Source organism: Mesorhizobium sp. B4-1-3 (genome assembly GCF_006439355.1).
In the GTDB taxonomy this organism is placed as follows: domain Bacteria; phylum Pseudomonadota; class Alphaproteobacteria; order Rhizobiales; family Rhizobiaceae; genus Mesorhizobium.
The window spans coordinates 69,330-93,084 of sequence record NZ_VFTG01000009.1; the positions used below are offsets into that span (position 1 = coordinate 69,330).

General features: G+C 63.7%; 26 protein-coding genes, 1 other RNA gene and 1 pseudogene. 16 read left to right on the forward strand and 12 right to left on the reverse strand.

Annotated elements, in window-relative coordinates; genetic code table 11:
• Positions 1–19: 19 nt before the first annotated feature.
• The 6 genes from FJW06_RS14100 (at position 20) to FJW06_RS14125 (ending at position 6,626) form a co-directional block, all read left to right on the forward strand.
• Positions 20–367: a DUF6867 family protein gene (locus tag FJW06_RS14100; protein ID WP_140752630.1), complete on the forward strand. Its 348-nt coding sequence runs from the start codon at positions 20–22 to the stop codon at positions 365–367.
• Between the two features lie 136 nt (positions 368–503).
• On the forward strand, positions 504–1,619 hold the full coding sequence (locus tag FJW06_RS14105) for a branched-chain amino acid ABC transporter substrate-binding protein (protein WP_140752632.1): 1,116 nt from the start codon (positions 504–506) through the stop codon (positions 1,617–1,619).
• A 270-nt stretch (positions 1,620–1,889) separates the two neighbouring features.
• Positions 1,890–5,348, forward strand: coding sequence for a pyruvate carboxylase (gene pyc, locus FJW06_RS14110; RefSeq protein ID WP_140752634.1), 3,459 nt, complete (start codon positions 1,890–1,892; stop codon positions 5,346–5,348).
• A gap of 247 nt (positions 5,349–5,595) precedes the next feature.
• Positions 5,596–5,856, forward strand: coding sequence for a DUF2312 domain-containing protein (locus tag FJW06_RS14115; RefSeq protein ID WP_040991643.1), 261 nt, complete (start codon positions 5,596–5,598; stop codon positions 5,854–5,856).
• 23 nt (positions 5,857–5,879) lie between these two features.
• Positions 5,880–6,320, forward strand: a complete 441-nt coding sequence (locus FJW06_RS14120; RefSeq protein WP_140752636.1) for a hypothetical protein — start codon at positions 5,880–5,882, stop codon at positions 6,318–6,320.
• Positions 6,321–6,329: 9 nt separating this feature from the next.
• Positions 6,330–6,626: a hypothetical protein gene (locus tag FJW06_RS14125; RefSeq protein WP_140752638.1), complete on the forward strand. Its 297-nt coding sequence runs from the start codon at positions 6,330–6,332 to the stop codon at positions 6,624–6,626.
• Positions 6,627–6,738: 112 nt separating this feature from the next.
• Here the strand turns inward: FJW06_RS14125 and msrB are convergent, their stop codons facing one another.
• From msrB to FJW06_RS14145, 4 genes are all read right to left on the reverse strand, one after another.
• Positions 6,739–7,143 carry a peptide-methionine (R)-S-oxide reductase MsrB gene (gene msrB / locus FJW06_RS14130; RefSeq protein WP_041004627.1) on the reverse strand — a complete coding sequence of 135 codons (405 nt, stop codon included), beginning with the start codon at positions 7,141–7,143 and terminating at the stop codon, positions 6,739–6,741.
• A 217-nt stretch (positions 7,144–7,360) separates the two neighbouring features.
• The gene (locus FJW06_RS14135) at positions 7,361–8,551 is read right to left on the reverse strand and encodes a VWA domain-containing protein (protein WP_140752640.1); all 1,191 of its coding nucleotides are present in this window, start codon (positions 8,549–8,551) and stop codon (positions 7,361–7,363) included.
• A 7-nt stretch (positions 8,552–8,558) separates the two neighbouring features.
• Positions 8,559–9,005, reverse strand: coding sequence for a GNAT family N-acetyltransferase (locus FJW06_RS14140; RefSeq protein ID WP_140752642.1), 447 nt, complete (start codon positions 9,003–9,005; stop codon positions 8,559–8,561).
• A gap of 76 nt (positions 9,006–9,081) precedes the next feature.
• Positions 9,082–9,921: a MoxR family ATPase gene (locus FJW06_RS14145; RefSeq protein ID WP_140752644.1), complete on the reverse strand. Its 840-nt coding sequence runs from the start codon at positions 9,919–9,921 to the stop codon at positions 9,082–9,084.
• Positions 9,922–10,083: 162 nt separating this feature from the next.
• On the opposite strand from FJW06_RS14145, the gene ssrS reads away from it, so the two are divergent.
• The 4 genes from ssrS to FJW06_RS14165 all read left to right on the forward strand — a co-directional run bounded on the left by ssrS (position 10,084) and on the right by FJW06_RS14165 (position 12,647).
• Positions 10,084–10,239, forward strand: a non-coding RNA gene (gene ssrS, locus FJW06_RS14150) — 6S RNA.
• An 82-nt stretch (positions 10,240–10,321) separates the two neighbouring features.
• Entirely contained in the window at positions 10,322–10,909 is a 588-nt protein-coding gene (locus FJW06_RS14155; RefSeq protein WP_140752646.1) for a 5-formyltetrahydrofolate cyclo-ligase, read from the forward strand.
• Between the two features lie 66 nt (positions 10,910–10,975).
• Positions 10,976–11,800, forward strand: coding sequence for a YmdB family metallophosphoesterase (locus FJW06_RS14160; protein WP_140752648.1), 825 nt, complete (start codon positions 10,976–10,978; stop codon positions 11,798–11,800).
• 79 nt (positions 11,801–11,879) lie between these two features.
• The gene (locus tag FJW06_RS14165; protein ID WP_140752650.1) at positions 11,880–12,647 is read left to right on the forward strand and encodes a TerC family protein; all 768 of its coding nucleotides are present in this window, start codon (positions 11,880–11,882) and stop codon (positions 12,645–12,647) included.
• Between the two features lie 98 nt (positions 12,648–12,745).
• Here FJW06_RS14165 and FJW06_RS14170 read toward each other — a convergent pair whose 3' ends face one another.
• The 3 genes from FJW06_RS14170 to FJW06_RS14180 are packed head-to-tail and all read right to left on the reverse strand — an operon-like array spanning position 12,746 to position 14,151.
• Positions 12,746–13,210: an SRPBCC family protein gene (locus tag FJW06_RS14170; protein ID WP_140752652.1), complete on the reverse strand. Its 465-nt coding sequence runs from the start codon at positions 13,208–13,210 to the stop codon at positions 12,746–12,748.
• Between the two features lie 21 nt (positions 13,211–13,231).
• A complete protein-coding gene (locus FJW06_RS14175; protein WP_140752654.1) occupies positions 13,232–13,624 on the reverse strand; it encodes a VOC family protein in 393 nt (130 codons plus the stop codon).
• 44 nt (positions 13,625–13,668) lie between these two features.
• Positions 13,669–14,151 (reverse strand): SRPBCC domain-containing protein, encoded by a 483-nt coding sequence (locus tag FJW06_RS14180; RefSeq protein ID WP_140752656.1) that lies wholly within the window; start codon positions 14,149–14,151, stop codon positions 13,669–13,671.
• Between the two features lie 51 nt (positions 14,152–14,202).
• Here FJW06_RS14180 and FJW06_RS14185 point away from each other — a divergent pair, with 51 nt between their 5' ends.
• The 4 genes and pseudogenes from FJW06_RS14185 to FJW06_RS14200 form a co-directional block, all read left to right on the forward strand.
• Positions 14,203–14,526 (forward strand): helix-turn-helix domain-containing protein, encoded by a 324-nt coding sequence (locus FJW06_RS14185; protein ID WP_040991659.1) that lies wholly within the window; start codon positions 14,203–14,205, stop codon positions 14,524–14,526.
• Between the two features lie 203 nt (positions 14,527–14,729).
• Positions 14,730–15,479, forward strand: coding sequence for a YebC/PmpR family DNA-binding transcriptional regulator (locus FJW06_RS14190; RefSeq protein ID WP_140752658.1), 750 nt, complete (start codon positions 14,730–14,732; stop codon positions 15,477–15,479).
• An 18-nt stretch (positions 15,480–15,497) separates the two neighbouring features.
• Positions 15,498–15,806, forward strand: a complete 309-nt coding sequence (locus tag FJW06_RS14195) for a SelT/SelW/SelH family protein (RefSeq protein WP_140752660.1) — start codon at positions 15,498–15,500, stop codon at positions 15,804–15,806.
• Positions 15,807–15,827: 21 nt separating this feature from the next.
• Positions 15,828–16,226: pseudogene (locus FJW06_RS14200) on the forward strand (TetR/AcrR family transcriptional regulator); the annotation flags it as partial.
• Positions 16,227–16,515: 289 nt separating this feature from the next.
• Here the strand turns inward: FJW06_RS14200 and rpmE are convergent.
• Positions 16,516–16,737, reverse strand: coding sequence for a 50S ribosomal protein L31 (rpmE, locus tag FJW06_RS14205; RefSeq protein ID WP_027166741.1), 222 nt, complete (start codon positions 16,735–16,737; stop codon positions 16,516–16,518).
• Between the two features lie 205 nt (positions 16,738–16,942).
• Between rpmE and FJW06_RS14210 the strand changes: the two genes are divergently transcribed.
• Entirely contained in the window at positions 16,943–18,745 is a 1,803-nt protein-coding gene (locus tag FJW06_RS14210; RefSeq protein ID WP_140752662.1) for an ABC transporter transmembrane domain-containing protein, read from the forward strand.
• Positions 18,746–18,782: 37 nt separating this feature from the next.
• Here the strand turns inward: FJW06_RS14210 and FJW06_RS14215 are convergent, their stop codons facing one another.
• The gene (locus tag FJW06_RS14215) at positions 18,783–20,267 is read right to left on the reverse strand and encodes a carboxypeptidase M32 (RefSeq protein ID WP_140752664.1); all 1,485 of its coding nucleotides are present in this window, start codon (positions 20,265–20,267) and stop codon (positions 18,783–18,785) included.
• A 145-nt stretch (positions 20,268–20,412) separates the two neighbouring features.
• Between FJW06_RS14215 and FJW06_RS14220 the strand changes: the two genes are divergently transcribed.
• Positions 20,413–20,766, forward strand: a complete 354-nt coding sequence (locus tag FJW06_RS14220; protein ID WP_140752666.1) for a DUF1304 domain-containing protein — start codon at positions 20,413–20,415, stop codon at positions 20,764–20,766.
• 117 nt (positions 20,767–20,883) lie between these two features.
• Here FJW06_RS14220 and FJW06_RS14225 read toward each other — a convergent pair whose 3' ends face one another.
• From FJW06_RS14225 to FJW06_RS14235, 3 genes are all read right to left on the reverse strand, one after another.
• Entirely contained in the window at positions 20,884–21,912 is a 1,029-nt protein-coding gene (locus FJW06_RS14225; RefSeq protein ID WP_140752668.1) for a peptidoglycan -binding protein, read from the reverse strand.
• A gap of 1 nt (position 21,913) precedes the next feature.
• On the reverse strand, positions 21,914–22,933 hold the full coding sequence (locus tag FJW06_RS14230; RefSeq protein WP_140752670.1) for a MotA/TolQ/ExbB proton channel family protein: 1,020 nt from the start codon (positions 22,931–22,933) through the stop codon (positions 21,914–21,916).
• A gap of 111 nt (positions 22,934–23,044) precedes the next feature.
• On the reverse strand, positions 23,045–23,749 hold the full coding sequence (locus tag FJW06_RS14235) for a hemolysin III family protein (RefSeq protein WP_140752672.1): 705 nt from the start codon (positions 23,747–23,749) through the stop codon (positions 23,045–23,047).
• Positions 23,750–23,755 lie beyond the last annotated feature (6 nt).

The following is a 23,755-nucleotide window of genomic DNA, read 5'->3' on the forward strand; positions in this document are numbered from 1 at the left end:
AGATCTGGGGGCATCAATCATGCAGGGTATCATCTACGAAGAGGCCACGATCTGGCAGTTCCTGTTCGTCACAGGCCTGCTTGGCGGCGGGGCGGCATGGATGACAGGCAAAGCGGCGGCTCAGACATGGAGCACGTATCTGCAGCTGTTCTTCTACATGCTCGGCCTCGGCATTGGCGTCAGGTTCATCCATCACGCTTTGTTCGAGGGCACGATGTTCTCGCTGCATTACTATATCATCGACACCATCGTGCTGATGATTTTCGGTTTCCTTGGCTATCAATACACCCGGACCAACCAAATGGTCACACAGTATAACTGGCTCTATGAAAGAGCTTCCTTGTTAAGCTGGAAACCGAAAGCTTGACGTTCACCATTACGCCGTTTCGGGGATGAATCGGCGTGACAAGTGCCTGAAAATCGGCATTCTATGCTTTCTGCGATAAGGGTGGGCATCGCATGAAAGTATCATCCACGCCCACTCCGTAAATGGGAGCGTTTCAATGAAAAAATCACTTTTGTCCGCCGTGGCGCTGACCGCGTTCGTCGCGTTCAGCGGCAGCGCGTGGGCTGACATCCTGATCGGCGTCGCCGGTCCGGTCACTGGTCCGAACGCCGCCTTCGGCGCACAGTTGCAGAAGGGCGCGGAACAGGCGGTCGCCGACATCAACGCGGCGGGCGGCATCCTTGGCCAGCAGCTCAAGCTCGAGATCGGTGACGACGTCTCCGACCCGAAGCAAGGCATCTCTGTCGCCAACAAGTTCGTCGCCGATGGCGTCAAGTATGTCGACGGCCACTTCAATTCGGGCGTCTCCATCCCGGCGTCAGAAGTCTATCAGGAGAACGGCATCCTCGAGATCACGCCGGCCGCGACCAATCCGAAGTTCACCGAGCGCGGCATGTGGAACACCTTCCGCACCTGCGGTCGCGACGACCAGCAGGGCAAGGTGGCCGGCGACTACATCGCCAAGAACTTCAAGGACGCCAAGATCGCCATCGTCCACGACAAGACGCCTTACGGCCAGGGTCTCGCGGATGAAACCAAGAAGAACCTCAATGCCAACGGCATCAAGGAAGTGTTGTACGAAGGCGTGAATGTCGGCGACAAGGACTTCTCGGCCCTCATCGCCAAGATGAAGGAAAACGGCGTCACGCTCATCTACTGGGGCGGCCTGCACACCGAAGCCGGCCTGATCATCCGTCAGTCGGCCGACCAGGGCCTGAAGGCGCCGCTGTTCTCGGGTGACGGCATCGTCTCCAACGAACTGGCCTCGATCGCGGGTGATGCCGTTGCCGGCACGCTCAACACCTTCGCTCCGGATCCGCGCAAGAATCCGGCTGCCAAGGAAGTGGTCGAGAAGTTCCGCGCCGCCGGCTTCGAGCCGGAAGCCTACACGCTCTACTCCTATGCCGCCGTGCAGATCATCGCCCAGGCCATCGCCAAGACCGGCTCGGCCGACGATGCGCAGAAGGTTGCCGAGACGATCCGGGCCAACACCTGGAAGACGGCGATCGGCGACATCGGCTACGACGCCAAGGGCGACATCACCCGTCCGGACTATGTCATCTACGAATGGAAGAAGGGCGACGACGGCAAGTACGCCTACTTCGAGAAATAAGCCGGCGAATTCAAGCCGACTTTCGGGATGCCCGGCGCTTGCGCCGGGCATTTTCGTTTGCGGGTTTGCGGCTTGCCGGAAAGCTCCGCGCCGCGCGCCCGGAATGCCCGCCCACCGCCGGCTGCCGCTATTGGCAGAACGGCAATGACGGTTTGGCGCAAACAAGCGAGTTAAATCGTTTTAGCTGTCGCGCAAATTTGTTTGCACTGCAGCATTTTCACGCTAATCATTGCGCCGGTTCATCTCCCTTACGCTGCTGGAGCCCAGTCCTTGGCCATCACGAAGATCCTCGTCGCCAACCGGTCCGAAATCGCCATCCGCGTGTTCCGCGCGGCCAACGAGCTTGGTCTCAAAACCGTGGCGATCTGGGCGGAGGAGGACAAATATTCGCTGCACCGCTTCAAGGCCGACGAGAGCTATCAGGTCGGGCGCGGGCCGCATCTCGCCAAGGATATGGGCCCCATCGAGAGCTACCTGTCGATCGAGGAGGTGATCCGGATCGCGAGGCTGTCGGGCGCCGACGCAATCCATCCCGGCTATGGCCTGCTCTCGGAAAGCCCTGAATTCGCCGAGGCCTGCGCGGCGGCCGGCATCACCTTCATTGGCCCGAAACCGGAAACGATGCGCCGGCTGGGCAACAAGGTCGCCGCGCGCAACCTGGCGATCGAGGTCGGCGTGCCGGTCGTGCCGGCGACCGATCCGCTGCCCGACGACATGGACGAGGTGAAGAAGCTCGCCGCGCAAATCGGCTATCCGGTGATGCTGAAGGCCTCGTGGGGCGGCGGCGGACGCGGCATGCGCGCCATCCGTTCCGAAGCCGACCTCGCGCGCGAGGTGATGGAGGGCAAGCGCGAGGCGAAGGCCGCCTTCGGCAAGGATGAGGTCTATCTCGAAAAGCTGATCGAGCGCGCCCGCCATGTCGAAGTGCAGGTGCTGGGCGACACCCACGGCAATGCGGTGCATCTCTTCGAGCGCGACTGCTCGATCCAGCGCCGCAACCAGAAGGTCGTGGAGCGGGCGCCGGCGCCCTATCTCAGCGAAGAGCTGCGCCAGGAACTTTGCGGCCATGCGCTCAAGATCGCGCGCGAGACCAGCTATATCGGCGCCGGCACGGTCGAATTCCTGCAGGATGCCGACACCGGCAAATTCTACTTCATCGAGGTCAATCCGCGCATCCAGGTCGAGCACACCGTCACTGAGCAGGTCACCGGCATCGACATCGTCAAGGCGCAGATCCACATTCTCGACGGCTTCGCCATCGGCACCAAGCAATCGGGCGTGCCGGCGCAGAAGGAGATCAGGCTCAACGGCCACGCGCTGCAGTGCCGCATCACCACCGAGGATCCTGAGCACAATTTCATCCCGGACTATGGCCGTATCACCGCCTATCGCGAGGCGGCCGGTTTCGGCATCCGGCTCGACGGCGGCACCGCCTATTCGGGCGCGGTCATCACCCGCTTCTACGATCCGCTGCTCGAAAAGGTGACGGCCTGGGCGCCGACGCCCGGCGAGGCGATCTCACGCATGAACCGGGCGCTGCGCGAGTTCCGCATCCGGGGCGTCGCCACCAACCTCACTTTCCTCGAAGCGATCATCAACCACCCGCGCTTCGCCGACAATTCCTACACGACCAAGTTCATCGACATGACGCCGGAGCTGTTCGAGCAGGTGAAGCGGCAGGACCGCGCCACCAAGCTGCTCACCTATCTGGCCGATGTCAGCGTCAACGGCCATCCCGAGACGCGTGGCCGGCCGATGCCGAAGGCCAATGCGGCCGCGCCGGTGGTGCCTTATCTCAACGGGAAAATCCCGGACGGCAGCAAGCAGAGGCTCGATGCGCTCGGGCCCGAGAAATTCGCCGCTTGGATGCGGGAGCAGCGCCAGGTGTTGGTCACCGACACGACGATGCGCGACGGTCACCAGTCGCTGCTCGCCACGCGCATGCGCACCTATGACATCGTCGGCATCGCCGGCACCTATGCGCGTGCGCTGCCGCAGCTCTTGTCGCTGGAATGCTGGGGCGGCGCGACGTTCGACGTCGCCATGCGCTTCCTCACCGAGGATCCGTGGGAGCGGCTGAGCAAAGTGCGCGAGGCCGCGCCCAACCTTCTGCTGCAGATGCTTCTGCGCGGCGCCAACGGCGTCGGCTACACCAACTATCCCGACAATGTCGTCCAGCATTTCGTCCGCCAAGCGGCAAGCGGCGGCGTCGACCTGTTTCGCGTCTTCGACTGCCTGAACTGGGTGGAGAACATGCGGGTCGCCATGGATGCCGTCGGCGCCGAGGGCAAGCTGGTCGAAGCGGCGATGTGCTACACCGGCGACATCCTCGATCCGGCCCGCGCCAAATACGATCTCAAATATTATGTCGGGCTGGCCAAGGAGCTGGAAGCCGCTGGCGCGCACATCATCGCCGTGAAGGACATGGCCGGCCTGCTGAAGCCGGCCGCGGCCCGCGTGCTGTTCAAGGCGCTGCGCGAGGCCACCGACCTGCCGATCCATTTCCACACGCACGACACGTCGGGTCTTTCGGCGGCGACGGTGCTGGCGGCGGTGGAAAGCGGCGCCGATGCCATCGACGCGGCGATGGATTCCTTCTCCGGCAACACCTCGCAGCCCTGCCTCGGCTCGATCGTCGAGGCGCTGAAGGGCACCGAGCGCGATCCGGGCCTCGACCCGCAATGGATCCGCCACGTCTCCTTCTACTGGGAGGCGGTGCGCAACCAGTACGCGGCCTTCGAGAGCGATCTCAAGGGACCGGCCTCGGAAGTCTATCTGCACGAAATGCCGGGCGGCCAGTTCACCAACCTCAAGGAACAGGCGCGCTCGCTCGGGCTGGAAACGCGTTGGCACGAGGTGGCGCAGGCCTATCACGACGTCAACCTGATGTTCGGCGACATCGTCAAGGTGACGCCGTCCTCCAAGGTGGTCGGCGACATGGCGCTGATGATGGTGAGCCAGGACCTCACCGTCGCCGATGTCGAGAACCCGGCCAAGGACATCGCCTTCCCGGATTCGGTCGTGTCGATGCTGCGCGGCGATCTCGGCCAGTCGCCCGGCGGTTGGCCGGCGGCGCTGCAGAAGAAGGCGCTGAAGGGGGACAAGCCGATCACGGTCAGGCCCGGCTCGCTGTTGAAGCTCGCCGACCTCAAGGCCAGCCGCAAGGACATCGAGACAAAGCTCGAACGCAAGCTCTCGGAATACGAATTCGCCTCGTGGCTGATGTATCCGAAAGTGTTCACCGACTTCGCCGCCGCACAGGAGACCTACGGGCCGGTCAGCGTGCTGCCGACGCCTACCTACTTCTACGGCATGAAGCCGGAAGACGAGATCTTCCTCGACATCGAGAAGGGCAAGACCCTGGTGGTGCGCTGCCAGGCGTTCGGCGAAGTCGACGACAAGGGCATGGTCACCGTGTTCTTCGAACTCAACGGCCAGCCGCGCCGCGTCAAGGTGCCGGACCGGGCACATGGCGCCTCCGCCGCCAAGGCGCGCCGCAAGGCCGAGCCGGGCAATGAGGGGCATGTCGGCGCACCGATGCCCGGCGTGGTGTCGGCGCTCGCCGTGGCGGCCGGACAGGCGGTCAAGGCGGGCGACGTGCTCTTGTCGATCGAGGCGATGAAAATGGAAACCGCGCTGCATGCCGAACGCGACGGCGAGATCGCCGAGGTGCTGGTCAAGGCCGGCGACCAGATCGATGCGAAGGATCTGCTGATCGCCTTCAAATGAAGGTGTGTCGATGTTCAGGCGAGGCCGGCCTGCAAATGACGGCCGCCTGCGCGGTGCTCACGGACTTAAGTACGCTTCCGCTCCGTTCTCGGCAGCCGTCATTTTCGACTCGGCCAGGCGTGAATCCCAACACACCTTCCGGCGTCGTCGATAGTGTCTTGACCCGCCGCGCCCGCTCGGGCAGGGAACCCGCTCCAATTCGCCGTGCCGGGAATCGCCACGGCTTCAAGAAGACGCGGAGAGAAAAATGGCCGACGAAATCACCGAGACCAGCCAGACTGTAGCCGCCGGCCAGCTGCGCACCATCATCGAGCGCATCGAGCGGCTCGAGGAAGAGAAGAAGACGATCTCCGACGACATCAAGGACGTCTATGCCGAGGCCAAGGGCACCGGCTTCGACACCAAGGCGATCCGCACCATCGTGCGGCTGCGCAAGAAGGACCAGGCGGAGCGGCAGGAAGAGGAGTCCATCCTCGACCTGTATAAAGCTGCTCTCGGCATGGTGTAAGGGCTCGTGGCCGGGGAGCGGCCATGAACGAATTCGACTTCGGTGGCCGTCGCGCCTCGGAGTTCCGCCATCGCGGCTTCTGGGCGCTGTTCGCCGAACGGCACCCGGAGGAAAGGCCAAGGATGGCGCGACGCGGGCCGTGGTTCTGGCAGCGTGGTCTGCCGGATTTCGCTTTGGTCCTTTCGATGTATGTCGCGCCGGCGCAGAACCATGTCGGCGTCTTCTTCGGGCGTAACGAGAAGTTCGGCGCCACGGAGTCGTGGTCGCGGCTGAAACCGTTCCAGCCGGCGATCGAGGCCAGGCTGAAGCTCAGGCCCGACCAGAGCGCGCAGGACCTCGGCATCAATTCCCTATGGCACGTGAACTGCTACGCCGAGGACAATTGGCCGGCCATGACCGACTGGCTGGTGACGGAGTGCTCGCGCTTCGAACAAGCGGTGACCGATGTCCTGGGGCAGAACTAGGTCCCCGGGATGACGGACTTTTTCCGTACGCGCTGGAGAGGTAAAGCGCCGCTCGATCGGCTGTTCTGGCGCGACACGCTGCTCGTCGGGACGATCTTGAGTATCGCCTCTTCGGCGCTGGCGCTGATCCTGCTTGGGTTGAAGCTGCCGCTCTGGCTGGTGCTGGCGGTGCATTTCCTCCCCGTTCCCTACAACCTCTTCCTGACGATCGCCGTCTGGCGAACGGCGGAGAAGGCCGGCGGCCTGAAGGCGCAGCTGATGATGCTGGGTTCGGCGCTCTGGCTGATCGCAACGGTCGTTGTTTGAGAATCTTCCCTACTGAGCAATTCCTAACGGAAAACCGCGTCACACTTTCCTGGAATTGCTCCACGCGAAAAAGGGCGGCCGGGGCCGCCCTTTGCGAAGCGTTTCCAAGGTATCAAGCCGCCGGCTCGAAGCGCAGCGCCACGCCGTTGATGCAATAGCGCAGGCCGGTCGGCGGCGGGCCGTCCTCGAAGACGTGGCCGAGATGGCTGCCGCAGCGCGAGCAGTGGCATTCGGTGCGGACCATGCCGTAGCTGCGGTCGACAGTGGTCTCGATCGAGCCCGGGACCGGATCGTTGAAGCTCGGCCAGCCGGTGCCGCTCTCGAATTTCAGCTTGGATTCGAACAGCGGCTGGTCGCAGCCGACGCAATAGAAAGTGCCGGCGCGCTTCTCATAGAGCAGGGCGCAGCTGCCGGGGCGCTCGGTGCCGTGGTTGCGCATGACGGCATATTGCTCCGGCGTCAGCCGGGCGCGCCATTCGGCATCGGTGCGGGTGACGGGATAGGCGTGGGTGTCCATGAAATCTCCTCGGCCTTGGCGGCTCGTTGTTGCTTGCAACGGGTATTCGCTGAAATATAGGCATTTGTTACAGCCATATTCAGGTGAGGCCGGTCTGCAAATGCCGTCATCCTGCGCTTCCGGTGCTCACGTACTTTAAGTACGCTCCGCTCCGGTTCTCGGATGCCAACATTTTCGACGCGGCCTGACCTGAATTTCAACGTTGTATCCCAGCAGATTAGTGCCTGCGTGACAACTGCCTCGTCGCCGCTTCCAGTCCGGCCAATGTCAGCGGGAACATGCGGCCGCCGAAGATCTCGCTGACCATGGCGATCGAGTGGGTGTAACGCCAGTTCTTCTCGGCTTCGGGATTGAGCCAAATCGCGTTCGGCCATTGCTGCAACAGGCGCATCAGCCACACACTGCCGGCCTCCGGATTCCAGTGCTCGACCGAACCGCCCGGATGCGCGATCTCGTAGGGGCTCATCGAGGCGTCGCCGACGACGATCACCTTATAGTCCGGCCCGTATTTGTGGATGAGGTCGAAGGTCGGGATCGTCTCGGCCAGGCGACGGCGATTGTCCTTCCAGACACGCTCGTAGAGGCAGTTGTGGAAGTAGAAATATTCAAGCTGACGGAACTCGGCGCGCGCGGCCGAGAACAGCTCCTCGACACCGCGGATGTGGTCGTCCATCGAGCCGCCGACATCGAAGAACATCAAGAGCTTCACCGCATTGCGCCGCTCGGGCCTGGTCTTGACGTCGAGATAGCCGTGCTCGGCGGTGGCATGGATGGTGCCTGGCAGGTCGAATTCTTCCTCGGCGCCCTCGCGCACCCAACGGCGCAGGCGCTTCAGCGCGACCTTGATGTTGCGGGTGCCGAGCTCGACAGTATCGTCGAAATTTTTGAATTCGCGCTTGTCCCAGACTTTCACCGCCCGGCGATGCCGGCTCTCGTGCTGGCCGATGCGAACCCCTTCGGGGTTGTAGCCATAGGCGCCGAAGGGCGAGGTGCCGCCGGTGCCAATCCATTTCGAGCCGCCCCGGTGGCGGCCTTCTTGCTCTTGGAGGCGCTGCTTCAAGGTCTCCATCAGCTTGTCGAAGCCGCCCAAAGCCTCGACCAGCTTTTTCTCTTCCTCGGTCAGGTGCTTCTCGGCCAGCCGGCGCAGCCATTCCTCCGGGATATTGGCGACATCGACGGCATCGGGGCCGCCGAGGGTCTCGACGCCCTTGAAGACGTGCGCGAAGACCTGGTCGAAACGGTCGATATGGCACTCATCCTTCACCAGGGCCGAGCGCGCGAGGTAGTAGAAAGCCTCAACGTCATAGTCGACCAGCCCGGCTCCCAGCCCTTCCAGCAGCGACAGATATTCCCTGAGCGAAACGGGAACCCGCGCGGCCTTCAGTTCGAGGAAGAAGGGGATGAACATAGGTGCCCTACAGCAGATCGTACTCGATGAAGCCCGTCCGCCGCGCCACATGGTCATAGAGCCGGCGCGCGGTGGCATTGGTCTCGTGCGTCATCCAGTAGACGTTCTTGACGCCGATCTTGCCGGCCTCGTCCTGCACGGCCTTGATCAGCCCCGCTCCGACGCCCTTGCCGCGCACCTCCGGATCGGCGAACAGGTCCTGCAGATAGCAGTTGTTTTTCTCAGACCAGCAGGAGCGGTGGTAGAGATAGTGGGTCAGCCCAACCGCCTTGCCGTCGAGCGTGGCGATGAAACCCTTCGGCTCGAATTCGCCCCCCGTGAACAGCCGCTTCCAGGTGAGGTCATAGACCTCATCCGGCAGCTTGGTTTCGTAGAAGGTCAGATAGGCCGTCCACAGCCGGCGCCAGTCGGCGTGATCGGACTGCGCGAGCGGGCGGATGGTGATCTCGGACATTTTTTTTCTCCAGCATTTTGGCCCGAAGCTGCGGCAGCGGCCGCTTGCCGGCAACGGTCCACAGACGGGGAAAGCGCTATTGCTGGCGCCTCGTCATAAAGGCCAGGCGCTCGAACAGGTGCACGTCCTGCTCGTTCTTCAGCAGCGCACCATGCAGTTTCGGCAGCATGTTCTTCGGGTCGGCGCGCAAGTCCTCTGGCGCGATGTCGTCGGCGACCAGCAGGCGGATCCAGTCGAGCGCCTCGGAGGTCGACGGCTTCTTCTTCAGGCCCGGCACCTCGCGGATCTCGTAGAATTGGGTGAGCGCCGCCCGCACCAAATTCTGCTTGATGCCGGGATAATGCACCTCGACGATGCGGTGCAGCGTGTCGATGTCGGGGAAGCGGATATAGTGGAAGAAGCAGCGGCGCAGGAAGGCGTCCGGCAGTTCCTTCTCGTTGTTCGACGTGATGATGACGATCGGGCGGAATTCGGCGCGGATCGTCTCGCCGGTCTCGTAGACGAAGAACTCCATCCGGTCGAGCTCCTGCAGGAGGTCGTTGGGGAACTCGATGTCGGCCTTGTCGATCTCGTCGATCAACAGCACCACTTTCTTTTGCGCCGCGAGGGCGTCCCACAGCTTGCCGCGCTTGATGTAATTGGCGATGTCGTTGAAGCGCTCGTCGCCGAGCTGGCTGTCGCGCAGCCGCGAGACGGCGTCATATTCGTAGAGGCCCTGCTGCGCCTTGGTGGTCGACTTGACGTTCCATTCGATGAACTCGAGCCCAAGCGCCGAAGCCACCTGGCGTGCCAGCTCGGTCTTGCCGGTGCCGGGCTCGCCCTTGACCAGCAAGGGCCTCTCCAGCGCGATCGCGGCGTTGACTGCGACCATCAGATCCTTGTCGGCGACATAAGCCGCTGTGCCTTCGAAACGCATTTTTTCTCCTGTCCGTGCGGCCGGACCGTAAGGAGGCCGGACGGACCGCGCAAGGGCGGTTGCCGAAGAGCCTCTGGTCGGGATAGCCTGCAAGCCGAATTAAGCGCAAATGGTCGCTCGTCTCTCTGGCGCACGGCTAACCATCGGCCTATATTTGCTCCCGGCGGTCTGCGCTTCCCGGCAGGAGAAACTTATCCCCGGGGCCTTATCGATCCTTAGGGAGCTGTCCCTGGGAAGACCCGTGGGTTTTCTCACACGGCGCCCACCTACTTTGTAGGCACCCGGGATCGACCTCTCCACCGGTTGTGTGGATCGCCGCTCTCACGATTTTGGGAGACGTGCGCTAGAAAACGTCGCTCCTGCAACGCCACCCCGATCCGGCCTTTTCTAGCGTCCGCACATGACCTCACCGAAAGACCTGAAGAAACAGCTTCGCAAGGAAGCGCTGGCGCGACGCGATGCGCTCGACGAATTCTGGCGCGTGGAGATCGCGCTCGAAATGGCCGAGACCGCGAAGGAAAAAATCGACTTCGAACCCGGCCGGGTCGTCTCCGGCTTCTGGCCGATGCGCTCGGAGGTCGATGTGCGTCCGCTGATGTTCGCGCTGCGCGAAAAGGGCGCCAGGCTCTGCCTGCCGGCGATCCTCGACAAGGCCACGATCGTCTTTCGCGAGCTGGTGCGCGGCGCGCCGATGGTCGAGATGGGGTTCGGCACGGTCGGGCCGCATGAAAAGGCGGAAGTGCTCGACCCGACGCTGATGCTGGTGCCGCTCGCCGCCTTCGACGCCCGCGGCCACCGTATCGGCTACGGCGCCGGCTATTACGACCGTGCCATCGCCAGGCTGGCCGACAAGGGCATTGCGCCCAGGTTGATCGGCATCGCGTTCGACTGCCAGGAAGTCGAGCGGGTGCCGGAAGAGAACCATGACGTCATCATTCCGGAAATACTGACCGAGAGCGGGTTGCGCCGCTTCGCGCCCCAATTATAGATAGTCGGCGAGGCTGATGGTCTTCGCGGAAGTCATGCAGCTTGGCAGACTTCGGCTCGGGATCGTATGAGACTTCTCTTCCTCGGCGACATGGTTGGCAAAACAGGGCGCACGGCAGTCTGGGAACAGCTGCCGGGGCTGATTTCCGATTTCAAGCTCGATTTCGTCATCGTCAATGGCGAGAACGCCGCCGGCGGCTTCGGCATCACCGAGGAGATCTTTCGCGAGACGCTCGCGGCCGGTGCGGATGTCGTCACCACCGGCAATCACGTCTGGGACCAGCGCGACGCGCTGATCTTCGCGCCGCGCGAGGAGCGCTTCCTGCGGCCCTCCAATTTTCCCAAGGGCACGCCGGGGCGCGGCTCGGGTGTCTATATCGCCCGCAATGGCGCGCGCGTGCTGGTCGCCAACATCATGGGCCGCGTCTTCATGCATCCGGAGCTCGACGACCCGTTCCAGGCCGGCGAGCGCGAGCTCGCCGCATGCCCGCTCGGCGAGCAGGCGGATGCGGCGGTGATCGACTTCCACGCCGAGGCGACCTCGGAGAAAATGTGCTTCGCGCATTTCGTCGACGGTCGCGCCAGCCTCGTGGTCGGCACGCACACGCATCAGCCGACGGCCGACCATCAGATCCTCAATGGCGGCACGGCCTATATTTCGGACGCCGGCATGTGCGGCGATTACGATTCCTCGCTGGGCATGGACAAGGAAGAGCCGCTCAACCGGTTCCTTTCCAAGGTGCCGAAAGGCCGGTTCGAGGCGTCGTCAGGGCCCGCGACGCTCTGCGGCATCGGCGTCGATATTTCAGACCGCACCGGGCTTGCGGAGAGGATCGCGCCGTTTCGTCGCGGGCCGCGGCTGGAAGAAACGGCGCCGTCCTTCTGGTCATGACATTGATATAAGCGAGATCAATACCTAACTGGCGACGAAACCGCGAAAACTGCTCTAGATCGTAGAGGGGACGACCTTCATGCAGCTTGTCGAATTTCTGGCGCCGCACTTTCATTTTGTTTCCGATCCGACCGCGTGGGTCGCGCTTTTGACCCTGGTTGTGCTCGAGGTCGTGCTCGGCATCGACAATCTGATCTTCATCTCGATCCTGACCAACAAGCTGCCGGAAGCGCAACGCGCTCGTGCCCGACGGCTGGGCATCTCGGCGGCGCTGGTCATGCGCCTCATCCTGCTCGCCACCATCTCTATCATCGTGCAGCTGACGACGCCGGTGTTCACCGCCTTCGGCCACGGCTTTTCCTGGCGCGACCTGATCCTGATCGCCGGCGGCCTGTTCCTGGTCTGGAAGGCGACCAAGGAAATCCACCACACGGTCGATCCGCAGGACCATCAGGACACCATGGTCGGCGGCACGCTGCAGATGAGCCTTGCCGGAGCGATCTTCCAGATCCTGCTGCTCGACCTCGTCTTCTCGATCGATTCCATCATCACAGCCGTCGGCATGACCGACGAGATCGCCATCATGTATATCGCGGTGATCGTGGCGGTGAGCGTGATGATGCTGGCGGCGACGCCGCTCGCCAACTTCATCGCCAGGAACCCCTCTATCGTCATGCTGGCGCTCGGCTTCCTGCTGATGATCGGCATGACGCTGATCGCCGACGGCATGGGCTACCATGTGCCCAAGGGCTACATCTACGCCGCCATGGGCTTTTCGGCGCTGGTCGAGGGCCTCAACATGCTGGCAAGGAATCGTAAGAAGCAGGGGTCTGGCGGCGGGCACTAGTTCGTTTCACCGTTTCACGGAAACGGTGAAACGCCCTATCTCTTTGTTTTTACGCAATTCCGGGCGGAAAACCGCTCAGACTTTTCCTGGAATTGCTTCTAGGCCGAAATGCCCTTCGGGTGACGGTCGCCGATCAGGCCGAGCGTCAGGCCCTGTTCCAGCCAAGCCTTGGCGCCGGCCATCACCAGCGAGAAGCCGCCGGTCGAGCCGACCGCCTGCTTTACTTGTTCGTCGCCGGAACCGACGAAGCCGAAATTGCGGACTTCGAGGAAGGTCGCCTCGTCTGGCATCTCGGTGAAGGTCCAGACGACGGTGGTCGGCGGATCGCTCCATTGCATGACGATCTTCTCGTTGGAGACGATCTCGCTGACCTCTATCCTGGTCGAGACCCCGTACATGCGCCACTCCCACTTGACCGGCTTGCCGCCGTCCAGCCGGCCGCTGGAATGCGTGAACCAGAATTTCGTGGTGATCGCCGGATCGACGATCGCCTCGAAGACCTCGGCGACCGGCCGGCGGATCAGCATGGCGGCTTCGGCGATCGGAGCTTCTTCCAGGTCCACGGTTTTTGCTCCTGGGATTGTTCAGGGCAGGTTGATCTGCCAAGAGACGCCGAAGCGGTCATTCAGCCAGGCGAAGCGACGGCTGAAGCCATAATTGCCGGTCGGCATCAGGAAGCCGCCGCCCTTCGAAAGAACGCCGACGATGTGCTCGAGTTCCTCCTCGGACGAGCAGTCGACGAAGAAGGAGAAGGACGGCGTAAAGGTGAAGGCGTGGTGCACGGGACTGTTGTAGATCCTGACCTCTACGCCGCCGACCATGGCGCGCGCCAGCTTGAGCATTCCTTCCGTCCCGTCCTCGCCCGGACCATAGCGCGTGATGTCGAGGACACGGCTATCGGGAATTGTCTCGCAATAGAGGGTCATGGCCTCCTCGGCCTTTCCCTCGAACATCAGGAACGGCGTTGCTTTCGTCATCGGGCGGCCTCCTCCTGCCGGATATCGGAATTTGAACAGCGGACTCAGATATTGGTTTCGTTGGCGGGCTCGCCGCGCAGCTCGCTGCGGTAGTAGCCGTCGCGCAGATTGATCCCGTATTCGAGATAGGCCTTCATGCAGGCGAGCATCTGCGACCAGCCCTCGCAGTTGAGGTACGACTTCTTCAGGCCGACCTCGCCCTCGCGCCAGCCTTGCTCGGCGATGGTGACGAAGGTGCCGCCGTCGTCCAGCGGCTCGAAATTCATCTCGATGCGGGTCTTGTAGGCGGGTTTGCCATCGGCGTCGGTCGCGTCCCAGCGCAGCACGATGCGCTTGTCCTTGGTCACTTCGTCGACCTCCACCGGCACGGACTTCCACCAGGTGACGGTGGTGCCCGCGACAAGCGGAGCCGAGGCGCCGCCGATGGTGGTGAAATAACCGCTGAGCTTCGTCGGGTTGACGACGGCGTCGAAGACCTCGGCGACCGGTTTGCCGATGCGCCCGGAAATCCTGAATCCAAGGGACATATCCACAGCTCCTTCCTTGCTGCTTGAAACAATATGTTATATAAATATAACATGTCAAGCCAAACCGCGGACGATCATGTTTTCAAGGCCTTGGCGCATCCGCGCCGGCGTGAATTGCTGGATCGCCTGAAGGATCAGCCGCAGACCACCGGCGCGCTTTGCGAGGCATTCCCGGACATGGACCGCTGCACGGTGATGATGCATTTGAAGGTGCTGGAGGAGGCCGACCTGGTGGTGGCGAAGCGTGAGGGGCGCGAACGCTGGAACCATCTCAACGCGCTGCCGATCAAGCAGATCCACGACCGCTGGATCAGCCAGTATGCCGGCCACGCCATCAGCATCCTCGATCGGCTGAAGTCCGATCTGGAGGGGTGAGGGGCCGGCTCAACGCCAAAGTAACGGCGCGTCTGGACGAATTGAGCCGATTTATCTATAAGCCGGCCATTCCGACAAAGAGCGCCGCGTGCCTTCGCAGGCATGCTCGTAGCGTTCTAAAAGATTGAATTCGAGCATTTTGCCGAAGACACGGTGACGACACCTCGCTTCGAGATGCTCTAGCCGAACACGACAGGGGTGCCATGGCTGGCCATTCGCAGTTTAAGAACATCATGCACCGCAAGGGCCGTCAGGACGCGGTGCGGTCGAAAATGTTTTCCAAGCTGGCGCGCGAAATCACCGTCGCCGCCAAGACCGGCACGCCGGACCCGGCGATGAACCCCAGGCTGCGCCTTGCCGTGCAGAACGCCAAGGCGGTGTCGATGCCGAAGGACAACATCCAGCGCGCCATCAACAAGGCGTCCGCGGGTGACGCCGAAAACTACGAGGCGGTGCGCTACGAAGGCTACGGTCCGGGCGGCGTGGCGCTGATCGTCGAAGTGCTGACCGACAACCGCAACCGCTCAGCCTCCAATGTGCGCGCCGCCTTCACCAAGGCCGGCGGAGCGCTCGGCGAAACCGGCTCGGTGTCGTTCATGTGGAACCGTGTCGGCGAGATCTATTACCCGGCCTCGGCCGGCAGCGCCGACAAGGTGATGGAAGCCGCGATCGAGGCCGGCGCCGACGACGTCGAGTCGGATGAGGAAGGCCATACGATCTACTGCGCCTTCGAAAATCTCGGCGACGTGTCGAAGTCGCTGGAAGCGGCGCTCGGCGAGGCGGAATCGGTCAAGCCGATCTGGCAGCCGCAGAACAATGTCCCGGTCGACGAAGAGCGGGCGCAGTCACTCATGAAACTGGTCGCTACGCTCGAGGACGATGACGACGTGCAGAGCGTCTACGCCAATTTCGAGGTCGACGACGAGACGATGGCCAAGCTCAGCGCGGCCTGACCGGTCACGCGAGCCGATATGAGTGAGAAGCCGCTGCCCGTCATCCGCATCACCTATTGCACGCAATGCCAATGGTTGCTCAGAGCCGGCTGGATGGCGCAGGAACTGCTCTCGACCTTCGGCACCGATCTCGGCGAGGTGACGCTGGTGCCGGGCACCGGCGGCATCTTCACCATTTCCTGCAACGATCAGCTCATCTGGGACCGTAAGCGTGACGGCGGCTTTCCGGATGCGGCAAAGCTGAAGCAACTGGTCCGCGACGTCATCGATCCGGATCGGGATCTCGGCCACGCCGACCGCAAGGATCGCGAAGAAGATCCTGCCTGACGAACTGCCCCCGATAGCTCGCGCTACACGGCCGAAAGCCAGGCCTGCATCTCCGCGGCGCTGAAGGATGTGAGCGGAGTCGAGGGTTTCAAGAGCGCGTTTTCTGAGCTGGTAGATATTTATTATCAGCTGTTTCTGGCCGAGCCGGTGATACGCGACGTCTGGTCCGGCACGCAGGCCGACAAGGCGCTGCGCGAGCTCGAGCTTGCCGACAGCCGGGCTAACGCCGAATTCCTGGTCGCGATGCTGAAGCAGCTAAGGCCCGATGCCGATCCGGTCGAGCTGGAGACGACGGCATTTCTGGTCTGGCAGATGGGCGAAGCGGCCGTGCGGCTGGCGATCTCGGTCGAGCGGGACGAGGGGGACAGGCTGGTCGGGGCCTACAAGCGCATGGCGCTGAGGGAACTGGTGGGCGGGTAGGAACGAATTCCGCAGCGTCGCAGGGCCTGGGTTCCTCGCCCCCGCCAAGGACGGGGAGAGGTGTCCGCGACCGGACGGAGCGGGGGCCCTCGTAGGGCACTCCCCTCTCCGTCTCGGCTTCGCCGAGCCACCTCTCCCCACTTCGTGGGGCGAGGAACCTTGAACTTTCAACCGCTGGCGCTGCCCCTCATCCGACCTTCGGGCACCTTCTCCCCGTTGAACGGCGAGAAGGGAGAACAAAAAACCCGCCTCGAAGGCGGGTTTTTCAAAATCTGCCGATGTATCCGGCTTAGAGGCCGAAACCTTCGAAGCGCTTCTTGAACTTCGACAGGCGGCCGCCGCGGTCGAGCAGCGTCTGCTGGCCGCCGGTCCAGGCCGGGTGGGTGGTCGGGTCGATGTCGAGGTTCATCGTGTCGCCTTCCTTGCCCCAGGTCGAACGGGTCTGGTATTCGGTGCCATCGGTCATGACGACCTTGATGGTGTGGTAGTCGGGATGGATATCGGCCTTCATTGTCGTGTTTCCTGGCTGCCGGCGCTGGCAACGGGCCTAAGGCCTGCGTCGATGCGCCCCTTTTTAAAACTCGAAGCCGCAGCTAATGAAAAGCCACGGCTTCTAAAACGGTCGGCGAGCCTATACATCAGCCGGAATTGAATCACAAGGCCGCGGCGGGCGCATATTGAAGCACGGTCCCGCCAAGCGGCCAGAGGAAATGCTCATGGCGGAAATCGGTGGCAGCGCAAGCGAGCGCAGACGCTCGGTCCGGCCGCTCCGCAGTCTCTTTCCGTACGTTACCCGCTACCGAAAGCTGGTAATAGGCGCCATCATCTCGCTGATCGTGGCGGCGGTGACGACGCTTGCCCTGCCGATGGCCGTGCGGCGCATGATCGACCACGGCTTCCAAGCTTCCGGTTCCACCTTCATCGCGGAGTATTTCGCCGCACTGGTACTGATGGCCGCGCTGCTCGCGGCCGCCTCGGCCAGCCGCTACTATTTCGTCATCACGCTCGGCGAGCGGGTCGTCGCCGACATCCGCCGCGACGTTTTCTCCCATGTTACGACACTGTCGCCCGCCTTCTTCGATCGCGCGCATTCGGGCGAGATCGTGTCGCGGCTTGCCGCCGACACCACCCAGGTGAAGTCGGCTGTCGGCGCCACCGCCTCGGTCGCGTTGCGCAACCTCATCCTCGGCCTCGGCGCGGTGGCGATGATGGTCGTCACCAGCCCGAAGCTCTCCGGCCTCGTGCTGGTGGCGATCCCGGTGATCGTGCTGCCGCTGGTCGCCTTCGGCCGCTCGGTGCGGCGCAAGTCCCGGCAAGCGCAGGATACGCTCGCCGAAGCCACCGCCTATGCCAGCGAGCAGATCGGCGCGGTGCGCACGCTGCAGGCCTTCACCAACGAGAAGCTGGTCACCGGCCGTTTTGCGGACGCCGTCGACGCCGCCTTCGAGGCGGCGCGGGCATCGGTGTTCGCGCGCTCGTTCCTGACCTTCTTCGCCATCTTCATGATTTTCTCCTCGGTGGTCGCGGTGTTGTGGTTCGGCTCGCGCGACGTGCTTGCCGGCACGCTGTCGCCGGGCACACTCGGCCAGTTCCTGCTCTATTCGGTGTTTGCCGCCGGCGCGCTGGGTGCCTTGTCGGAGGTGTGGAGCGAGCTGTCGCAGGCGGCGGGCGCCGCCGAGCGGCTGACCGAAATCCTGGCCGAGACGCCGACGATCCAGCGGCCTGCCGATCCCGTTCCGCTGCCGGCCACGGCCAAGGGCGCGATCAGCTTCGACGACGTCTCCTTCTCCTATCCGGCTCGGCCGGACCGCGCCGCGGTGCATGGCCTGAGCTTCCAGGTGAAGCCCGGCGAGACAGTGGCGATCGTCGGGCCCTCAGGCGCGGGCAAGAGCACCGTCTTCTCGCTGATCCTGCGCTTCTACGATCCCGAGAGCGGCCGCGTCGTCGTCGACGGCGTCGATGTACGCGAGGCTGATCCGGCCGGCCTCCGCCAACGCATCGCCATCGTGCCGCAGGACGTCACCATCTTTGCGGCAAGTGCTGCCGAAAATATCGGCTTCGGCAGGCAGGGCGCCAGCGACGCCGAGATCGAGGCCGCGGCCAAGGCGGCCCTTGCCGATGAATTCATCGCCAGGCTCGACAAGGGCTATGACAGCCAGGTGGGCGAGCGCGGTGTGACGCTGTCCGGCGGCCAGCGCCAGCGCATCGCGATCGCCCGGGCCATCCTGCGCGACGCGCCGATCCTCCTGCTCGACGAGGCGACCTCGGCGCTTGACGCCGAGAGCGAGACGCTGGTGCAAAGGGCGCTGGAGCGCCTGATGCGCGGCCGCACCACCATCGTCATCGCGCACAGGCTGGCGACGGTGCTCAAGGCCGACCGCATCCTGGTCATGGATGGCGGGCGCATCGTCGAGGAAGGCACGCATCAGAGCCTGGTCACCAAGGGCGGCACCTATGCGCGGCTCGCCAAGCTGCAGTTCGAGACCGGAGCCGGCGCCTTCAAGGGCGCGGCGGAGTAGGTACGCCGTACCCGGCTGGTTTCGAACCTGCCGTGGGTCAGTTCCCGTAGCGTCTGCGCAGGTGCTCGGCGAAGTAAGCGGCGTTTAGCTTCTCGCCAGTAGCGCGCTCAAGCAGCTCGGGCGTCGACCATCGCGAGCCCTGCGACCAAATCCTTGCGCGACGCCACTCGTTGATGGCGCTGAAATCGCCCTTGGCGAGGTCCTCGTCGGCGGACGGGTGGTCCCTGGTCAAAGCCGCCCATTGCTGCGCCGCCATCATGGCGCCCAGCGTGTAGGAGGGGAAATAGCCGAAGGCGGCGCCCGGCCAGTGCACGTCCTGCATCGGCCCGTCGGCCGGGTTGTCGATGGTCGAGAGGCCGAGATAGTCGCGCATCTTGGCGTCCCAGGCCTCGGGCAGATCGGCGACTTCCAACTGGCCGGCGACGAGCTCCTGCTCGAGCTCGTAGCGCAGGATGACATGCAGCGGATAGGTGACCTCGTCGGCGTCGACGCGGATCAGGCCGCGCTCGACGTGGTGGACATGCGGCAGGATGTCGTCGAGCGACCAGGTTTCGCCGAGATGCTTTTCGACCACCGGCAGCGCCCAGCGCCAGAAGGCCGGATTGCGGCCGATCTGCTTTTCGACGAACAGGCTCTGGCTCTCATGCACGGCCATGCCGCGCGCCTTGCCGAGCGGCCAATGCGACCAGGTTTTCGGCAGGTTCTGCTCGTAGAGCGCGTGGCCGGTCTCGTGCAGCACGCCCATCAGCGCCGACAGGAAGTCGGAGGTCTTGTAGCGGGTGGTGATGCGCACGTCGGTCGGTACGCCGCCGCAGAAGGGATGGTGCGATACCGACAGCGAGCCATGGGTGAGGTCGAAACCGACGGCCGCCATCATGGCAAGGCCGAGCTCGCGCTGGCGGTCGACGGCATAGCTGCCCGACAGCGGCTTCAACGGACGCTTTGCCAATCGCGCATCCTGCACCGCCAGCGCGTGCGGCAGGAAATCCCGGAGGAAGGCTTTCAGCTCGGCAAACACCGGCGTGATGTCGGCGGCGCGGTTGCCGGGATCATACTGCTCCATCAGCGCATCATAGGGCGCCAGGCCGAGCGCATCGGCGCGCAGCGCGGCCTCCTCGCGCACCAGCGCCACGACGCCTTCCAGCGCCGGTAGGAAGTTCGCCCAGTCGTTCGTGGCGCGCAAGCTCCGCCAGAGCTGCTCGGAGCGCATGCGCGCCACCGTCTGTCGCTCCACGAACTCGGCCGGCAGGCACGTGAGGTTGGTGTACTGGCGGCGCAGTTCCCTGACCGCCGCCTGCTGTTCTTCGCTGAGGGGCTCGGCTTCGGCGACCGAAATCCAGTCGCCGATCTCGGGCGCGGTCGCCTGGCGATGCAGCATGCCGGCAAGCGAGGACATCGCTTCGGCGCGCTTTTCGCCGCCGCCGACCGCCATATGCGTCGCCTCGTCGGCGCCGAGGATGGCCAGCGCGTGTTCCAGCGCTTCGAGCTTGTGGCCGAGTTCGTCTAGTTTCTGGAAGGACATGATGGATTCCGGGCTTCAATTTGGCTGGCGCGAAAAGATACCAAGGCGCCGACCTTGGCAACCCTTATCGGCCGGCATGGAATCAGCGGTCTTGCCTTGCAAGGGGGACTGCGTGATCAATGCCGGGAACAAGCTGGAGGGGACAATGGTCGGCAATATCCTGGTCGGGCTGGTGGCGTTGATCCATTGCTATATCGTCTGTCTGGAGATGGCGTTGTGGGACACGCCGAGCGGCCGCAAGGCGTTCGGCCTGACGCCGGAATTCGCCAGCGCCTCCAAGGTGCTCGCCGCCAATCAGGGGCTCTATAACGGCTTTCTCGCCGCGGGCCTGATCTGGGGTCTCTACCTCGGCGCCGCCGGATTTCAGATCAAGATGTTCTTCCTGCTCTGCGTCGCGATAGCCGGCCTCTACGGCGCGGCGACCGTCGGCCGTAAGATCCTCTTCATCCAGACGGTGCCGGCGGTGCTCGCCATCGTCGCGCTTTGGCTCGGCCTGTAATCGGGACGATGATCGAAAAAGGACGCCCTCGGGGCCAGGTTCCAGGGGCGCCAATGGTCCCTTCCTCCGAACACGTCAGCCGTTCGACAAACGACTTCCCGTGACTGCATGTGATAATCACCGTTCAGTGAGCTTCAGCTCAATGCGGCGGTTCTTGCTACGCGCCTCGTCGGTGTCGGCTGGATCGAGCGGCTGGAACTCGCCGAAGCCTGCGGCCACCAGCCGGTTGGCCGGCACGCCGTTCTCGATCAGGAACTTCACCACCGAGGTGGCGCGCGCGGTAGACAGTTCCCAGTTGTCGCGATAGCGGCCGGTGCCGGACAACGGCTTGTTGTCCGTGTGGCCGTCGACGCGCAGCACCCAGCTGATCTCCGGCGGGATTTCCTTCTGCAATTCGATGATGGCGTCGGCGAGCTTCTTCATCTCGACCTTGCCGGCGTCGTTGATCACGTCGGAGCCGGTCGGAAACAGCACCTCCGACTGGAAGACGAAGCGGTCGCCGACGATACGGATGTTCTCGCGGTCGGCGAGGATCTCGCGCAGTCGGCCGAAGAAGTCGGAACGGTAGCGGTTGAGCTCCTGGACGCGCTGCGCCAGCGCGACATTCAGGCGGCGGCCGAGATCGGCGATCTTGGTGTTGGATTCCTGGTCGCGCTGCTCGGAGACGTTGAGCGCGTCCTCGAGCGCCGCGATCTGCTTGCGCAGCGCCGCGATCTGCTGATTGAGGATTTCGACCTGGCTCAGCGCCTGCTGGCTGATCTGGCGCTGGTTGCTGAGCTCGCCGGAAAGCTGGTCCGCCCGCTTGTTGGCCGCGTCGCCGGCGCCGGCGCCCTGCGCCAGCAATTGTTCGAGGCGGCTCTTCTCGGCCTGCGCGGCCGACAGCGATGCCTGCAGGTTGGCGAGCGAATCTTCCTTGTCCTGGCTGTTCGTGCGTTCCAGCGCAAGCAGCTGGGTCAGCTCGTTGATCTGCGAGTTGAGGCGGTTCAGCACCGCGTCCTTGCCGGAAATCTCGCGGCTGAGCAGAAACTGCGCCAGCACGAAGACGGTGAGCAGGAACATGATCGCGAGCAGCAGCGTCGACAGCGCGTCGACGAAACCCGGCCAGTAGTCGATGCGGCGGTCGGCGCGCCGTCTTGCCAGCGCCACGTCAGTGAACCCCTTGCTTCTTCAGCGCGTCGGCGATCTTTTCCAGCGTGTTGCGCATGGCCTTCTGCTCGTCGGATTGGGCTTCGACCCAGTCGCGCATGATCTGCTGCTCGGAGCGCATGTTCTTGACCAGCCCCGAGATGCCGTCGGCAAGATTCGCCATGGCGGTGGCGACACGTGGGTTTGACGCGCCGCCATTCTCCTGCAGGCTGCGCAGCCGCTCCGACAGGAGCCGGATGTCCTCGGAGGACTCGGTCTTGGCCGTATCGGAGACGACGATGTCCGACGAGAGGTCGGTGACCGAGGACAGCCAGTTCTCGAGCTCGGTGTAGAAGCGGGTCTGGGCGCGGCCGGCCTGCAGGTCGAGAAAGCCGAGCACCAACGAGCCGGAAAGGCCGAACAGCGAGGACGAAAACGCGGTGCCCATGCCGGCGAGCGGCGCCGACAGGCCCTGCTTCAACGCGTCGAGCACAGCCGCCGCATCGCCGGTGCCCGGGTCCAGCGCCTCGATCGTCTCGCGGATCGAGGCGATGGTGTTGAGCAGGCCCCAGAAGGTGCCGAGCAGGCCGAGGAACACAAGCAGGCCGACCAGATAACGCGAGGTGTCGCGGCTCTCGTCGAGGCGAGTGGCGATGGAATCCAGCATCGTGCGCATCGACGAGGTCGAGAACGCGATCGTCGACGAGCGGCCGATCATCGCCTTCATCGGCGCCAAAAGCACCGGCTCGGTGGTTTCGGAGCCGGCGCGGAAGGAATTGACCCAGCGCACCTCGCGGAACAGCCGCCCGACCTGGACGAAGGCGAGCAGGATGCCGACCGCCAGCACGCCGACGATCAATCCGTTGAGGCCCGGATTGCTGGAAAAGGCTGTCGAGATCTGGCGGGTGAGGATGGCGGCGATGAAAGCGACGATGATCAGGAAGATCACCATGGTGAGCAGGAAGACCTGCGGGCTCGACAGCTTGTGCGGATCATAGACCAGGACGTCCGATCGCCTGCCGAAGGATCTGAGAAAAGCCATCCGTGCCCCGTTTCCGATGCCACCGCCGCAGAATTGCCGCGGACTCTAAACGGAATTGTGACCAAATTGAATGGCGCTTGGCAATATGGCCGATAGGCCCGCGCCATAGGACTAGAATCGGTTAACGACCAGGCAGTCGACCATGGCGGCCAGATGCAGGCCGGCGCCGGTGACGACGAAGCCGTGCCAGACGGCATTGTGGAAGCGCAGGCCCTTCCAGGCGAAGAAGATGACGCCCAGGGAATAGACCATACCGCCGGCGACGAGCAGTGCCACCGAGGTCGTCGGCAGCGTGCGGACCAGCGGTCCGGCGAGCACGACACCGCTCCAGCCGATGGCGAGATAAAAGACGATGGCCAGCCGGTCGTAGCGGCCGGGCAGGAACATCTTGATGGCGATGCCGGCCGCCGCCGCGCTCCACACGACGACGATCATGGGCAGCGCCAGCGGCGAATTGTCGAGCTGGGCGAGAAAGGGGGTGTAGGTAGCGGCGATCAGAAGGTAGATCGCGGCATGGTCGAAACGGCGCAGGATCCATTTCGCCGGCCACGAGACAGGCCATAGATTATAGGCCAGCGACACCGAGAGCACAGTGAGCAGCGAGACCACATAGAACACCGCGGCGACATATTCGCCGGGGCCGGCGTGGAAGGCGGCCAACGCCAGGAAAGCCGAGCCGGCGGCGATCGCGAGCACGATGCCCACCGCATGGACGATGCCGTCGGCGATCATTTCGGCGCGCGAATAGTGCCAGCGACCCACGAAGGGGATCTCAAGGGGGATTTCAAGCTGGGTGTCCGGCCGGGCGTCGTTCATGAATGA

Bases quoted from the DNA above. Each gene is read 5' to 3' on its own strand.
- FJW06_RS14160 (WP_140752648.1), top strand. From the start codon at position 10,976: ATGAGACTTCTCTTCCTCGGCGACATGGTTGGCAAAACAGGGCGCACG.
- rpmE (WP_027166741.1), bottom strand. From the start codon at position 16,737: ATGAAGGCCGATATCCATCCCGACTACCACACCATCAAGGTCGTCATG.
- FJW06_RS14115 (WP_040991643.1), top strand. From the start codon at position 5,596: ATGGCCGACGAAATCACCGAGACCAGCCAGACTGTAGCCGCCGGCCAG.
- FJW06_RS14135 (WP_140752640.1), bottom strand. From the start codon at position 8,551: ATGTTCATCCCCTTCTTCCTCGAACTGAAGGCCGCGCGGGTTCCCGTT.
- FJW06_RS14105 (WP_140752632.1), top strand. From the start codon at position 504: ATGAAAAAATCACTTTTGTCCGCCGTGGCGCTGACCGCGTTCGTCGCG.
- msrB (WP_041004627.1), bottom strand. From the start codon at position 7,143: ATGGACACCCACGCCTATCCCGTCACCCGCACCGATGCCGAATGGCGC.
- FJW06_RS14165 (WP_140752650.1), top strand. From the start codon at position 11,880: ATGCAGCTTGTCGAATTTCTGGCGCCGCACTTTCATTTTGTTTCCGAT.
- FJW06_RS14175 (WP_140752654.1), bottom strand. From the start codon at position 13,624: ATGACGAAAGCAACGCCGTTCCTGATGTTCGAGGGAAAGGCCGAGGAG.
- FJW06_RS14180 (WP_140752656.1), bottom strand. From the start codon at position 14,151: ATGTCCCTTGGATTCAGGATTTCCGGGCGCATCGGCAAACCGGTCGCC.
- FJW06_RS14195 (WP_140752660.1), top strand. From the start codon at position 15,498: ATGAGTGAGAAGCCGCTGCCCGTCATCCGCATCACCTATTGCACGCAA.
- FJW06_RS14100 (WP_140752630.1), top strand. From the start codon at position 20: ATGCAGGGTATCATCTACGAAGAGGCCACGATCTGGCAGTTCCTGTTC.
- FJW06_RS14235 (WP_140752672.1), bottom strand. From the start codon at position 23,749: ATGAACGACGCCCGGCCGGACACCCAGCTTGAAATCCCCCTTGAGATC.
- FJW06_RS14230 (WP_140752670.1), bottom strand. From the start codon at position 22,933: ATGGCTTTTCTCAGATCCTTCGGCAGGCGATCGGACGTCCTGGTCTAT.
- FJW06_RS14140 (WP_140752642.1), bottom strand. From the start codon at position 9,005: ATGTCCGAGATCACCATCCGCCCGCTCGCGCAGTCCGATCACGCCGAC.
- FJW06_RS14185 (WP_040991659.1), top strand. From the start codon at position 14,203: ATGTCAAGCCAAACCGCGGACGATCATGTTTTCAAGGCCTTGGCGCAT.
- FJW06_RS14210 (WP_140752662.1), top strand. From the start codon at position 16,943: ATGGCGGAAATCGGTGGCAGCGCAAGCGAGCGCAGACGCTCGGTCCGG.
- FJW06_RS14220 (WP_140752666.1), top strand. From the start codon at position 20,413: ATGGTCGGCAATATCCTGGTCGGGCTGGTGGCGTTGATCCATTGCTAT.
- FJW06_RS14215 (WP_140752664.1), bottom strand. From the start codon at position 20,267: ATGTCCTTCCAGAAACTAGACGAACTCGGCCACAAGCTCGAAGCGCTG.
- FJW06_RS14190 (WP_140752658.1), top strand. From the start codon at position 14,730: ATGGCTGGCCATTCGCAGTTTAAGAACATCATGCACCGCAAGGGCCGT.
- FJW06_RS14125 (WP_140752638.1), top strand. From the start codon at position 6,330: ATGACGGACTTTTTCCGTACGCGCTGGAGAGGTAAAGCGCCGCTCGAT.
- FJW06_RS14145 (WP_140752644.1), bottom strand. From the start codon at position 9,921: ATGCGTTTCGAAGGCACAGCGGCTTATGTCGCCGACAAGGATCTGATG.
- FJW06_RS14155 (WP_140752646.1), top strand. From the start codon at position 10,322: ATGACCTCACCGAAAGACCTGAAGAAACAGCTTCGCAAGGAAGCGCTG.
- FJW06_RS14120 (WP_140752636.1), top strand. From the start codon at position 5,880: ATGAACGAATTCGACTTCGGTGGCCGTCGCGCCTCGGAGTTCCGCCAT.